Annotated in this window: 11 protein-coding genes; 10 read left to right on the top strand and 1 reads right to left on the bottom strand. The window is 67.6% G+C overall.

The annotated features are described in order from the left end of the window. Window positions 1–28 precede the first annotated feature (28 nt). The 9 genes from AC3WVS_RS00940 (at window position 29) to AC3WVS_RS00900 (ending at window position 10,059) form a co-directional block, all read left to right on the top strand. Window positions 29–1,297 (top strand): ROK family protein, encoded by a 1,269-nt coding sequence (locus AC3WVS_RS00940; protein WP_492316977.1) that lies wholly within the window; start codon window positions 29–31, stop codon window positions 1,295–1,297. Window positions 1,298–1,316: 19 nt separating this feature from the next. Then, window positions 1,317–2,879 carry a sugar ABC transporter ATP-binding protein gene (locus AC3WVS_RS00935; protein ID WP_492317176.1) on the top strand — a complete coding sequence of 521 codons (1,563 nt, stop codon included), beginning with the start codon at window positions 1,317–1,319 and terminating at the stop codon, window positions 2,877–2,879. 79 nt (window positions 2,880–2,958) lie between these two features. Then, window positions 2,959–3,981 (top strand): ABC transporter permease subunit, encoded by a 1,023-nt coding sequence (locus AC3WVS_RS00930; RefSeq protein ID WP_492316976.1) that lies wholly within the window; start codon window positions 2,959–2,961, stop codon window positions 3,979–3,981. A 25-nt stretch (window positions 3,982–4,006) separates the two neighbouring features. After that, window positions 4,007–4,993, top strand: coding sequence for an ABC transporter substrate-binding protein (locus AC3WVS_RS00925; RefSeq protein ID WP_010814485.1), 987 nt, complete (start codon window positions 4,007–4,009; stop codon window positions 4,991–4,993). Between the two features lie 44 nt (window positions 4,994–5,037). After that, window positions 5,038–6,534: a glucose-6-phosphate dehydrogenase gene (gene zwf, locus AC3WVS_RS00920; protein WP_492316975.1), complete on the top strand. Its 1,497-nt coding sequence runs from the start codon at window positions 5,038–5,040 to the stop codon at window positions 6,532–6,534. 24 nt (window positions 6,535–6,558) lie between these two features. After that, window positions 6,559–8,193: a glucose-6-phosphate isomerase gene (gene pgi / locus AC3WVS_RS00915; protein WP_492316974.1), complete on the top strand. Its 1,635-nt coding sequence runs from the start codon at window positions 6,559–6,561 to the stop codon at window positions 8,191–8,193. 28 nt (window positions 8,194–8,221) lie between these two features. Further along, the gene (locus AC3WVS_RS00910; RefSeq protein ID WP_492316973.1) at window positions 8,222–9,133 is read left to right on the top strand and encodes a carbohydrate kinase family protein; all 912 of its coding nucleotides are present in this window, start codon (window positions 8,222–8,224) and stop codon (window positions 9,131–9,133) included. Window positions 9,134–9,339: 206 nt separating this feature from the next. After that, window positions 9,340–9,693, top strand: coding sequence for a toxin-antitoxin system TumE family protein (locus tag AC3WVS_RS00905; RefSeq protein ID WP_492316972.1), 354 nt, complete (start codon window positions 9,340–9,342; stop codon window positions 9,691–9,693). Between the two features lie 3 nt (window positions 9,694–9,696). After that, window positions 9,697–10,059, top strand: a complete 363-nt coding sequence (locus AC3WVS_RS00900) for an HVO_A0114 family putative DNA-binding protein (RefSeq protein WP_013953158.1) — start codon at window positions 9,697–9,699, stop codon at window positions 10,057–10,059. A gap of 30 nt (window positions 10,060–10,089) precedes the next feature. On the opposite strand, the gene AC3WVS_RS00895 is transcribed toward AC3WVS_RS00900, so the two are convergent. Beyond that, the gene (locus AC3WVS_RS00895) at window positions 10,090–10,803 is read right to left on the bottom strand and encodes a PA4824 family protein (protein WP_492316971.1); all 714 of its coding nucleotides are present in this window, start codon (window positions 10,801–10,803) and stop codon (window positions 10,090–10,092) included. 446 nt (window positions 10,804–11,249) lie between these two features. Here AC3WVS_RS00895 and AC3WVS_RS00890 point away from each other — a divergent pair, with 446 nt between their 5' ends. After that, complete coding sequence (locus AC3WVS_RS00890; protein ID WP_492316970.1) at window positions 11,250–12,575, top strand: MFS transporter; 1,326 nt, start codon at window positions 11,250–11,252, stop codon at window positions 12,573–12,575. Window position 12,576: the final 1 nt, after the last annotated feature.

Below are 12,576 nucleotides of genomic sequence, written 5' to 3'. Positions count from 1 at the left end.
GAATTAATTAATAGCGGACGGAGACAAGATGACCGCATCCAAAGCGGGCCGTGGCGTGAATTCCGCCAGCCTGCGCCTGTACAACGAACGTGCGCTGCTGCTGGCGCTGCGCCGTGCCGGCGAGGCCTCCAAGGCTGACCTGGCGCGCATGGCGCAACTGACCAATACGGCGGTGGGCAGCATCGTGCAGACCCTGTCCGAGGAAGGCCTGGTCGAGCAGTCCGGACGCCGCACGGAAGGCCAGCGCGGCCAGCCCGCCAGCCTGATCCGGCTGCAGCCCAAGGGCGCCTTCGGCATTGGCGTGCGGCTGGACCGCGGCAGCATCGAGGTGGTGATGGTGGACTTTGCCGGCCATATCCTGGCCAGCCGCGCCCACCAGCTGGTCCTGCCCCACCCTGACCAGGCGCTGGAAATGGTGCGGCACGATATTGCCGAGCTGCGCGCCCTGCTCACCCCCGCCGAACAGAAGCGCCTGCTGGGCATCGGCGTGGCGCAGCCCTATAACCTGGGTGCCTGGCTGCGCGAGCTGGACGTGCAGGGCGAAGCCTTCCAGGCAAGCTTCCGCGCCTGGGACCAGGCTGACTTCCCGGCAATGCTCAACGCCGCCACCGGCTTGCCGGTCTTCGGCGAGAACGACGGCACCGCCGCCGCGGTGGCCGAGCTGTTCTACGGGCGCCACCATGCCCAGCATTTCCTCTATGTCTTCCTTGGCCCCGCCATCGGCGGCGGCGTGGTGCTCAATGGCGACTGCGTGCGCGGTGTCTCCGGCAATGCCGGCGATATCGCGATGATCCCGGTGCCGCCCAGCACCCTGCCCTCCGCGCCGGTTGCCACCGGCACCGGCAAGCGGCGCGACATCCTGATCTCGCGCGCGTCGCTCAACGCCCTGACCCGCCACCTGCGCCACCACGGCGTGGTGGTCAACGGCCATGCCGACCTGCAGCGCCAGGTAGAGCTGGGCCACCCCGCGGTCGAGGAATGGATTGCCGACTGCGTCGATGCGCTGGCGCCGGCGCTGCAGTCCGCCCTCGCCGTGCTCGACGTGCCGCTGGTGATCTTCGATGCCGATATCGACGGCGGCCTGGTCGCCACGCTGATCGCGCGCCTGCAGCAGGCGCTGGATGAAAGCGCCCCCGAAGCCCGCGCGCCCGCCACCGTGGTGCGCGGCTGCTTTGGCGCCAACGCCGGCGCGGTGGGTGCCGCGTCGCTGCCGATGTTCATGAACTTCTCGCCACGCGCCGAGCTGCTACGGGGTGCGTCTGCCATCGTTCCGGAGGCCAGCCATGCCATTGTCTGAAGCACCGCGTACCTCGCCCATGCCAGCACACCTGCATGGCGGCCATGCGGGCCCAGCGCCGCTGCTTGAACTGCGCAATATCTCCAAGACCTTCCCCGGCGTGAAGGCGCTCAGCAACATGGAGCTGACCGTCTACGCCGGCGAAGTCCATGCCCTGATGGGCGAGAATGGCGCCGGCAAATCCACGCTGATGAAGATCCTGTCCGGCGCCTATATCGCCGACCCGGGCGGCGAGTGCCGCATCGACGGCAAGCCGGTGGCCATCGACGGCCCGGCCACGGCGCGCGCCCACGGCGTGGCCGTGATCTACCAGGAGCTGAGCCTGGCGCCCAACCTGAGCGTGGCCGAGAACATCTACCTGGGCCGCCACCTGCACCACCGCGGCATGGTCGACCGCACCGCCATGGCGCGCGCCTGCGAGGCCACGCTGGCCCGGCTGGGCGCGGACTTCACGCCGCAGACGCCGGTGCATACGCTGTCGATCGCGCAGCGCCAGCTGGTGGAGATCGCGCGCGCGGTGCATTTCGAGACCCGCATCCTGGTGATGGACGAGCCCACCACGCCGCTGTCCACCCGCGAGACCGACCGCCTGTTCGCGCTGATCCGCCAGCTGCGCGCCGAAGGCATGGCCATCATCTATATCAGCCACCGCATGGCGGAAATCGATGAGCTGGCCGACCGCGTCACCGTGCTGCGCGACGGCTGCTTTGTCGGCACGCTCACGCGTGAGGTTCTGACGCAGGCGGCGCTGGTCAAGATGATGGTCGGGCGCGACCTGTCCGGCTTCTACACCAAGACCCATGGCGAGGCCGCGCCGGGCGAGATCATGCTGTCGGTGCGCAATATGTCCGATGGCCGGCGCGTGCGCGGCTGCAGCTTCGACCTGCGCGCCGGCGAAGTGCTGGGCCTGGCCGGGCTGGTGGGCGCCGGGCGCACCGAGCTGGCGCGGCTGGTCTTCGGCGCCGATGCCCGCACCGATGGCGCCGTGTTCGTGGCCGGCACGCCGCTGGCCGTCACCGGCCCGCGCCAGGCGATCGATGCCGGCATTGCCTACCTGACCGAAGACCGCAAGCTGCAGGGCCTGTTCCTGGACCAGAGCGTGCACGAGAACATCAACCTGATCGTGGCCGCGCGCGATGCGCTGCGCGGCGGGCGCCTGAACCGCGCCAGCGCGCGCCAGCGCACCGCCGCGGCGATCCGCTCGCTCGGCATCCGCGTGGCGCACCCGCAAGTCAACGTGGGATCGCTGTCCGGCGGCAACCAGCAGAAGGTGATGCTGTCGCGGCTGCTGGAAACCCGGCCGCGCGTGCTGATCCTGGACGAGCCTACGCGTGGCGTGGATATCGGCGCCAAGGCCGAGATCTACCGGCTCATCAACGAGCTGGCGCGCTCCGGCGTGGCGGTGCTGATGATTTCCAGCGAACTGCCCGAGGTGGTCGGCCTGTGCGACCGCGTCCTGGTGATGCGCGAAGGCGAGCTGGCCGGCGAAGTGCCGGGCTGCGCCGATGCCGCCGCCATGCAGGAACGGATCATTGCGCTGGCGACCGGCGCCGGCGAGCAACCGCCCCCGGTCCTGCACTGAACCGCTGAATTCCCGAACAGGCCGGCACAGAACGGCCGCACCGGGGCGGCATCCCGCCTCGCAGCATCAGGAGACACTTATGCGCAATCCCCTCTCATCCACGGCCCATGGCGTCACCGCCCAGGCTTCCGCGCCGGTGGGCCACGCCACCGGCCGTGCCACCACGCAGGAACGCCTGCGCGCGCTCGGCATGCTGCCGGTGCTGGTGCTGCTCTGCCTCGGCTTCACGCTGCTGACCGAGAACTTCGCCAGCCTGCAGAACCTGTCGATCATCGCCCAGCAGGCGTCGATCAACCTGGTGCTGGCCGCGGGCATGACCTTCGTGATCCTGACCGGCGGCATCGACCTGTCGGTGGGATCGATCCTGTCGGTGTCGGCCGTGGTGGCGATGCTGGTCTCGCTGATGCCGCAACTGGCGGCGCTGAGCGTGCCGGCAGCACTGCTGTGCGGGTTGCTGTTCGGACTGGTCAACGGCGCGCTGATCGCCTTCATGAAGCTGCCGCCGTTCATCGTGACGCTGGGCAGCCTGACCGCGGTGCGCGGGCTGGCGCGGCTGGTCGGCAACGACAGCACGGTCTACAACCCCGATATCTCGTTCGCCTTTATCGGCAACGGCGACCTGCTGGGCACTCCCTGGCTGGTGGTGATTGCCGTTGCGGTGGTCGCGGTGTCGTGGCTGGTGCTGCGCCGCACAGTGCTGGGGCTGCAGATCTACGCGGTCGGCGGCAATGCCGAGGCGGCGCGCCTGTCGGGCATCAAGGTGTGGGTGGTGCTGCTGTTCGTCTATGCGGTGTCGGGCGTGCTGTCGGGGCTGGGCGGCGTGATGTCGGCGTCGCGGCTGTATGCGGCCAACGGGCTGCAGCTGGGGCAGTCCTATGAGCTGGATGCGATCGCCGCGGTGATCCTGGGCGGCACCAGCTTTGTCGGCGGGGTGGGATCGATTGCCGGCACGCTGGTGGGGGCGCTGATCATCGCGGTGCTGTCCAACGGGCTGATCCTGCTGGGCGTGTCGGATATCTGGCAATACATCATCAAGGGCCTGGTGATCATCGGCGCGGTCGCGCTCGACCGCTATCGGCAGAAGGGCTCGGCCCGTACCTGAGCTGCGGCCGCACAGGAGACAGACCGTGATCCAACCCATCCTCAAAGCCCTTGCCGCGAGCGCGCTGGCAGCGCTGTGCGCGGTGCCGGCCCTGGCACAAGCGCCCGCGCAGACCGCGCCGGCTTCAGATGTCCAGTCCGTGCAGCGCCCGCTCAAGAAGGTCGGCGTGACCCTGGGCTCGCTGGGCAACCCGTATTTTGTCGCACTGGCCCGCGGTGCCGAGGCCGCGGCCCTGCAGGCCAACCCGAAGGCAAAGGTCACCGTGCTGTCGGCGGACTACGACCTGAACAAGCAGTTCATGCACATCGACAGCTTTATCGTCGCCGGCGTCGACCTGATCCTGATCAACGCCGCCGACGCCCGCGCCATCGAGCCGGCGGTACGCAAGGCGCGCAAGGCCGGCATCGTGGTGGTGGCGGTCGATGTGGCCGCCGCCGGCGCCGATGCCACCGTGCAGACCGACAACACCCAGGCCGGCGAACTCGCCTGCGGCTTTATCGCCGACCGGCTCAAGGGCCGCGGCAACGTCATCATCCAGAACGGCCCGCCCGTATCGGCGGTGCTGGACCGGGTCAAGGGTTGCAAGACCGTGCTGGCGCGCCACCCCGATATCCGCATCCTGTCCGACGACCAGGATGCCAAGGGCTCCCGCGAAGGCGGGCTGAACGTAATGCAGCTGTACCTGACGCGCTTTCCCAAGGTGGATGCGGTCTTCACCATCAACGACCCGCAGGCCGTGGGCGCGGACCTGGCCGCGCGCCAGCTCAACCGCCGCGGCATCGTGATTGCCTCGGTCGACGGCGCGCCTGACATCGAGGCGGCACTGAAGGCCGACACGCTGGTGCAGGCCTCGGCCAGCCAGGACCCGTGGGCCATTGCCCGCACCGCTGTGCAACTGGGCGTGGGCATGATGAACGGCCAGCGCCCGCCCAACCCGACCGTGCTGCTGCCGTCCACGCTGGTGACGCGTGCCAATGTCGGCCAGTACAAGGGCTGGGCCGCGCCGCGGTAAGCGGCACGGCCGGTCCCTCCACCCTCCTTTCTATTTGCTGATCCATGATGGCTAGACCCCCTGCCGGCGCTCCGGCACCTGAACCTGCCCCGGAGTTCGATTTCGTACTGTTCGGCGCCACCGGCGACCTGGCGCGGCGCAAGCTGCTGCCGGCGCTGTTCGATGCCCACGCCGCCGGTTCGCTGCATCCGCGCGGGCGCATCCTGGCATTGGGCAGCCAGCCGCTGTCGCATGACGCCTACCTGGCGATGCTAAACGACGAAGTACTGCCAGCGCTGGCCGGCAACGCCGCGGCCGCAGCGTGGCAGGGTTTTCTCGACCGCATCGTGTACCTGCAGGTCGATGCCAACGCCGATGCCGGCTTCGATGCGCTGGCCGAGCTGGTCAATGCGCGCGCGGCGCCGGTGGTGGTGTTCTACCTGGCCACGGCCCCGCACCTGTTCGTCACCATCTGCGAGCAGCTGGCGCGCGTGGGCCTGACCGGCCAGTGCAGCCGCATCGTGCTGGAAAAACCGCTCGGGCACGACCTGGCCTCGTCCGAGGCCATCAACGCCGAAGTGGCGCGGCACTTTGCCGAGGACCAGATCTACCGGATCGACCACTACCTGGGCAAGGAGTCGGTGCAGAACCTGATGGCGGTGCGCTTTGGCAACGTACTGTTCGAGCCGCTGTGGCGGCGCGAATGGGTGCGCCAGGTGCAGATCACCATCGCCGAAGAGCTGGGCGTGGAGCGCCGCGGCAACTTCTACGACGGCATCGGCGCGCTGCGCGACATGGTGCAGAACCACCTGCTGCAGTTGCTGTGCATGGTCGCGATGGAGCCGCCCACGAGCCTGTCGGAAGACGCCATCCGCGACGAGAAGCTCAAGATCCTGAAGGCGCTGCGGCCGATCCTGCCGGAAGACGTTGCCGAGAAGGTGGTGCGTGGCCAGTACTCCCGTGGCGCCGCGGGCGGCGACCCGGTGCCCGGCTATGCCAGTGAACCCGGCATCGCGCCCGACAGCCGCACCGAGACCTTCGTTGCCATCCGCGCCGAGATCGCCAACTGGCGCTGGGCCGGGGTGCCGTTCTACCTGCGCACCGGCAAGCGCATGCAGTCGCGCGTGGCGGAGATCGTGATCCATTTCCACGACGTGCCCTACCCGCTGTTCCCGCACCCGCTGGGGATCATGTCCGGCAACCGGCTGGTGATCACGCTGCAGCCCGAGGAAAGCATCCGGCTGTATTTCCTGACCAAGCAGCCGGGCGACACGCAGGCGCTGATTCCCGCGTCCCTCGACCTGCAGCTGAACACTGCCGCCCCACGTGTACGGCGCGTGGGCGCGTACGAGCGCCTGCTGCTCGACGTGATCCGCGGCCGGCTGGGCCTGTTCGTGCGGCGCGATGAGCAGGTGCAGGCGTGGCGCTGGGTCGCGCCCATCCTGAAGACGTGGGAGAACTCGCCCACGCCGCCCAAGCCTTACACCGCCGGCACCTGGGGCCCGGCGGCCTCCAGTGCCCTGCTGTCGCGAGACGGCATGGCCTGGCATGAAGAGATGTAGCACACGTATCGCGGAGTATCCGACATGACCACTTCCCTACCCGCCTGGCAAGCCCTGCGCGCGCACGCCGACACCCTGCGCGGCACCCATATGCGCGACTGGTTCGACGGCCCGCGCGGCCCGCTGCGCGCCGAGCGCTTCAGCGCCGAAGCCTGCGGCCTGACACTGGACTACGCCAAGAACCGCATCACCGACGAAACGCTGGCGTTGCTGTTCACCCTGGCTGGCCAGGCACGCGTGGCCGAGCGGCGCGACGCCATGTTCGGCGGCGAACCGGTCAACACCACCGAGCACCGCGCCGCACTGCATATCGCGCTGCGTGCCTATCCGGAGGATGGCTATCGCGCGCTCGGCGTGCCCGTGGGCGCGGACGTCGCCGCGGTGTTGGCACAGATCGAGCGCTTTGCCGGCGCGGTGCGCAGTGGCGCCTGGACCGGCTTCGATGGCCGCGCGATCACCGACATCGTCAATATCGGCATCGGCGGCTCGGACCTGGGCCCGCGCATGGTCTGCCGCGCGCTGGGCGATGCGCAAACCACCGGTCCGCGCATGCACTTTGTCGCCAATGTCGACGGCAGCGATCTGGCACGCACGCTGTCCGGGCTGGATGCCGCCACCACACTGGTGATCGTCTGCTCCAAGACCTTCACCACGCTGGAGACCATGGCCAACGCCTGCACCGCGCGCGACTGGTTCCTGCAGCAAGGCGTGACCCGCGCCGGACTGGCGCGGCATTTCGTGGCGGTGTCGACCAACCGCGATGCGGTGGCCGAATTCGGCATCGACCCGGCCAATATGTTCCCGTTCTGGGACTGGGTGGGCGGGCGCTTCTCGCTGTGGTCGGCGGTGGGGTTGTCGATCGCCGTGGCCATCGGCTTCGGGCGCTTCCGCCAATTGCTGGACGGCGCGCGCGCGATGGACCTGCATTTCGCCAGCGCACCGCCCGAGCGCAACCTGCCGATGATCCTGGGCCTGCTCGATGTCTGGTACCGCAGCTTCCTCGGTGCCGGCAGCCGCTGCGTGGCGCCCTACTGCGAGCCGCTGGAACTGCTGCCGGCCTTCCTTCAGCAACTGGAAATGGAGAGCAACGGCAAGTCCGTGCGGCTTGACGGCGGCGCGCTCGATGCGGGCTCGGCCGCGGTGGTGTGGGGCACCACCGGCACCAACGGCCAGCACGCCTACTTCCAGATGATGCACCAGGGCTCGCAGCTGGTTCCAGTAGACTTCATCGCCACGCTGGAACCCGTGAGCGACTTGCCCGGCCACCATACCAAGCTGCTGGCCAACTGCTTTGCGCAGGGCGAAGCGCTGCTGCGCGGGCGCACCGCCGACGAAGTGCGCGCCGAAGGCGTGCGCGACGAAGCGCTGGTGCCGCACCTGGTATTCGAGGGCAACCGGCCCAGCAATACGCTGCTGCTGCAGCGGCTGGACCCGTACCACCTGGGTGCGCTGCTGGCGCTGTCGGAACACCGCACCTTCGTGCAGGGTGCGCTGTGGCAGATCAATTCGTTTGACCAGTGGGGCGTGGAACTCGGCAAGAAGCTGGCCGCGCCGATCCAGCGCGAACTGGAAGGCACGGCCGGCGCCGCCGCGCATGATGCCTCGACCGCCGCACTGATCCGCCGCGCCCAGGCAGTGCGGGCAACGGCCGCAAGCTAACGCGCGGCAGACAACACAGGAGACTCCGATGTCCACGCCCCTTCCCCGCTATGTCGTGTTCGGCGAAGCCCTGACCGACATGGTCCGACAGGCCGACGGCAGCTGGCTGGGCCTGCCCGGCGGCTCTTGCTGGAACGTGGCGCGCGTGGGCGCCCGGCTGGGCATTGCGACCGCCTTTGCCGGCGCCGTCAGCCAGGACCTGTTCGGCGATGACCTGGCGCAGGCCAGCGCTGACGCCGGCTTGGACAGCCGCTTCCTGCAGCGGGTGGCGCGCTCGCCGTTCCTGGCCTTTGTCGCGTCACGCCATCCGCCGCAGTATTTCTTTGTCGGGGACGACAGCGCGGACCTGCATTTCGATCCGGTCCGCTTGCCAGAGGGCTGGCGCCACGTGGCAGAGGTGATCCACTTCGGCTCCATCAGCCTGGTGCGCCAGCCGCTGGCGGCACGGCTGTGTGAAGAAGCCACGCTGGCCGCAACCGCGGGCAAGCGCATTGCCTTCGACCCCAACTTCCGGGACCTGATGCGCGCGCCGGGCTACGCCAACGTCCTCGCACACATGCTGCGGCTGGCCAGCTACGTCAAGATCTCGGACGAAGACCTGGCCGGGCTCTTTCCCGCGCTCGACACCAACGCAGCACTGGCGCAGGTACGCGCCATGGCGCCCGATGCAACCGTCATGCTGACGCGCGGCGCGCATGGCATGACGTTGCTCAAGGGCAGTGTTGTCGTCGAGCAGCCCGCGCTCGCAGTTGATGTGGCCGACACCGTCGGCTGTGGCGATGCGGCGATGGGCGGCTGGATGGCCGGCGTGCTGTCCGGCGCGGCGCGCGACCTTGCCGCACAGGCGCGGCTGGCTGCCGCGGCGGCGGCCATTGCCGCGACCCGGGCCGGCGCGTATCCGCCACGGCGCGAGGAAGTGGAAGAACTGCTGGCTGTTTGAAGGGCCAAGGAAAGCCGTTTGGGAAAGCTCTGAATATGCACCAGATTTCGAGAAAGTAACCTCCTCGCTACATTGTCGGTGGCAAAGTGCTGTGCTAGCCAGACGAGCCTTGGCCACAGGCAACGTTATTCTGCCGCCCTATGGGCATACGAAACTATGCAAAGCGGTCGGGCTCGCCATACTTATCACACTGTGATAGCATCGCTATGCGCGACCGTAGCCTCGACACACTGTTGGACCTGGATGGACTCCGCTTCGTCATAGATGACGAGAGCTTGCATTGGGTGAAAATCGTGGTGCGCACCTGCCCTGTCTCGCAGGAACGCCCTCACGGACTGAGGTATTCGCTGACACTGCATGACAGGATTGGCTGCCGTTTGCTTGGCTTTGACAATGCGCACGGCATCAATGAGGGATCCGGGCCAGGAGTGCGGACGCGCATTGAATACGACCACCAGCACATGGCGGCGGGCATTCGATTCTACGACTACCAGGATGCTTCCACGTTGCTGGAAGATTTCTGGACAGAGGTCGACAAGATCCTGCAGCAAAAGGAGTGAATGATGAGCGGCAACCTCAAGATTGGCATCGCCTCACTGGAAGACTTCAAGGCCCGCACCATGGCCATCGCCCGCGGCAAACTCAAGCCCGGAAAGGATGAGCCCAAGGTCTGGTTTCAATCGCTGGACGTGCTGGCAAAGGTCCTGTCCCCAGCCAATCGCCAATTGCTTGCGCTGATCGCGGAAACGAATCCCGAATCGCTCGAAGAGCTCTCGCAGAAAACCGGACGCGCCGTGTCGAACCTGTCGCGGACACTCCGCACGATGGAGGGCTACGGCCTGATTCACTTCGAACAAGGGCCGCGCCGCAGGCTTGCTCCGCGCGTTGACTACAGCGGCGTGGAGCTTGAGCTTGCTTTCCACTAACGTCCGCTGACATGGCCGGCACGCTTGCCGCTACGGCAGGAACGCCGGCGACAGCAGCCGCAGCCCGATCGTAAAGAAGCGCGCACCGGTACCGCCGCCGAACACGTTGCCGTAGGTGGTATCGACCTGCACGCGGTCCTGCACCACCCAGAAACGGAATCCCGCCTGGAACGACGGCTTGCCGCGGTTCTCGCCGAAGGCCTCGGCGATCAGGAACACGCGCGGATGCAGTTCCGTCTCCGTGCCTGCGCCCCATGTCATGCGCGTCTGGTTGTTCTCGGTGTCGCGGTTGGCGCCCACGTTCAGGTGCGCGACGAAGCGGTCGTCGGCAAACGAGACCGACACCGGCACGTTGAGATACAGGTTGCCGAACAGCTTGCGTTGCTCGGCATTGGGATGATGGATAAGGCCGCCGGACAGCGCAATGCCGTAACCGTTGGTCTCCAGCGGCTTCAGCAGCGTCTTGGCCTGGAACTGCACATTGGTGGCATCCAGCCCGCCATCGATCCGCTGCAGCGACCCGCCCAGCGTCAGCTCCAGATTGCCGGTGGGGTTGCAACCCGGCAGCGCCCACAGTTCATTGCCGCCGGACTGGAACTGCATCCACGATTCCAGCTGGCAGGACTTGGGATCGACAATGCGGGCATCGTCAGTGATCAGCGGCCGGGCCGCAAGCGCCGGCCGGCAGGCCGCGGCCACGATGGCCACAGCGGCCAGACGCACGAAGAACTGGTGCCACACCATGGCAACCCTCCTGGCAAATACCGCCACATGGCCGCCAACCATACGCGCAGGCCATGACAAGACATTGAAGGACAGGAAGGGAAGAACGGCACCGGCGGGCACAGGCTTGCACCTGGCCACGGGGGACGCTGCAGGGCGCGATGCCATCACTGCAGCGAAAGACTGCAGTGGCTCAGCGCACCCCGACGGCCTGAGAAACTTCCCTTCCGCGAGAATGACTGGGACAACTGTCCACGGATAACTCCGCTGATAAGAACGGGGCGCAGTGTAACGGCAGGCCGGCAACACGGTCAACCCGAGCCATGCGCCACGCGCATGCATTCATGCGGAGATATCGCTACCGTCTGCGCCCCGCCTTCTCCTAACATCGGCTGCACCATCTGCCAGGCCGGCTGAGACGACACCGGCTCTTGCCCCCGGCAGCTGCCACAGAGGAGGAAGCACCCATGCAAAACAGCGCTGCGCCAACGAGCGCACCCTACACACCGGCAGGCCCAGCGGCGCCCGCCATCCAGCCCAGCCAGCGCCGCCGCGCCATCATCGCCACGGTGATCGGCAATGGCCTGGAATGGTTCGATTTCACCGTCTACAGCTTCTTCGCGGTCATCATCGCGAAGCTGTTCTTCCCCACCGGCGACGACCTCAGCTCGCTGCTGCTGGCCGTGGCCACCTTCGGCGTGGGCTTCTTCATGCGCCCGGTGGGCGGCATCGTGCTGGGCATCTACGCCGACCGCGTGGGCCGCAAGGCGGCACTGTCGCTGACCATCCTGCTGATGGCGCTCGGCACCACGCTGATCGGCATTGCGCCCACATACGACCAGATCGGCATCTTCGCCCCGCTGCTGATCGTGGTGGCGCGCCTGATGCAGGGCTTCTCCGCCGGCGGCGAGATGGGCGGCGCCACCGCCTTCCTGACCGAGTATGCCCCGGCGCGCCAGCGTGCCTACTACTCCAGCTGGATCCAGGCCAGCATCGGCGTGGCCGTGCTGCTGGGCGCGGCGGTGGGCACCTACGTCACCAGTTCGCTGAGCACCGAGGCGCTCAACAGCTGGGGCTGGCGCCTGCCGTTCCTGCTGGGCATCGTGATCGGCCCGGTGGGCTACTACATCCGCCACCACCTCGATGAAACCCCGACCTTCCGCGACAACGCCGAGCGCGCCGATTCACCGCTCAAGGAAATCGTGCAGGCCTACCCGCGCGAAACCCTGGCCAGCTTCTCGATGGTAATCCTGTGGACGGTGTGCACCTACGTGCTGCTGTTCTACATGCCGACCTACGCCGTCAAGGTGCTGAAGGTGCCGCAGGCCGATGGCTTTATCGCCGGCATGGCGGGCGGCAGCGCCATCATGGTGTTCGCGCCGCTGGTGGGCCTGCTGGCAGACCGCATCGGCCGGCGCGTGCTGCTGAGCGGCTCGGCGCTGCTGATCCTGGTGCTGGCCTGGCCGATGTTCGCGTATATCAACCATGCGCCCGGCCTGGCTTCGCTGCTGGTATTCCAGCTGGTGTTCGGCGTGCTGATCGCCACCTATACCGGCCCGATCCTGGCGGCGTTCTCCGAACTGTTCCCGGCGCGCGTGCTGTCGACCGGCCTGTCGGTGGCCTACAACTTCGCGGTGACGATCTTCGGCGGCTTTGCCTCGTTCATCATCACCTGGCTGATCGCCACCACCGGCAGCAGCATGGCCCCGGCCATCTACGTGATGATCGCCGCCGCCATCAGCCTGGTCGGCACCCGCTTCGTGCGCGAACCTTCCTACCTGCAACAACGCTGAC

The organism is Cupriavidus sp. CPT47-8839-RL05A (assembly GCF_058792255.1).
Note: the sequence above shows the minus strand (reverse complement) of the source record. Positions and strands in the feature narration are given on the sequence as shown.

What these genes read in the sequence shown, in the direction of transcription:
- AC3WVS_RS00910 (WP_492316973.1), top strand. Translation starts at nt 8,222, where the DNA reads ATGTCCACGCCCCTTCCCCGCTATGTCGTGTTCGGCGAAGCCCTGACC.
- zwf (WP_492316975.1), top strand. Translation starts at nt 5,038, where the DNA reads ATGATGGCTAGACCCCCTGCCGGCGCTCCGGCACCTGAACCTGCCCCG.
- AC3WVS_RS00930 (WP_492316976.1), top strand. Translation starts at nt 2,959, where the DNA reads ATGCGCAATCCCCTCTCATCCACGGCCCATGGCGTCACCGCCCAGGCT.
- AC3WVS_RS00895 (WP_492316971.1), bottom strand. Translation starts at nt 10,803, where the DNA reads ATGGTGTGGCACCAGTTCTTCGTGCGTCTGGCCGCTGTGGCCATCGTG.
- AC3WVS_RS00940 (WP_492316977.1), top strand. Translation starts at nt 29, where the DNA reads ATGACCGCATCCAAAGCGGGCCGTGGCGTGAATTCCGCCAGCCTGCGC.
- AC3WVS_RS00935 (WP_492317176.1), top strand. Translation starts at nt 1,317, where the DNA reads ATGCCAGCACACCTGCATGGCGGCCATGCGGGCCCAGCGCCGCTGCTT.
- AC3WVS_RS00890 (WP_492316970.1), top strand. Translation starts at nt 11,250, where the DNA reads ATGCAAAACAGCGCTGCGCCAACGAGCGCACCCTACACACCGGCAGGC.
- AC3WVS_RS00900 (WP_013953158.1), top strand. Translation starts at nt 9,697, where the DNA reads ATGAGCGGCAACCTCAAGATTGGCATCGCCTCACTGGAAGACTTCAAG.
- AC3WVS_RS00905 (WP_492316972.1), top strand. Translation starts at nt 9,340, where the DNA reads ATGCGCGACCGTAGCCTCGACACACTGTTGGACCTGGATGGACTCCGC.
- pgi (WP_492316974.1), top strand. Translation starts at nt 6,559, where the DNA reads ATGACCACTTCCCTACCCGCCTGGCAAGCCCTGCGCGCGCACGCCGAC.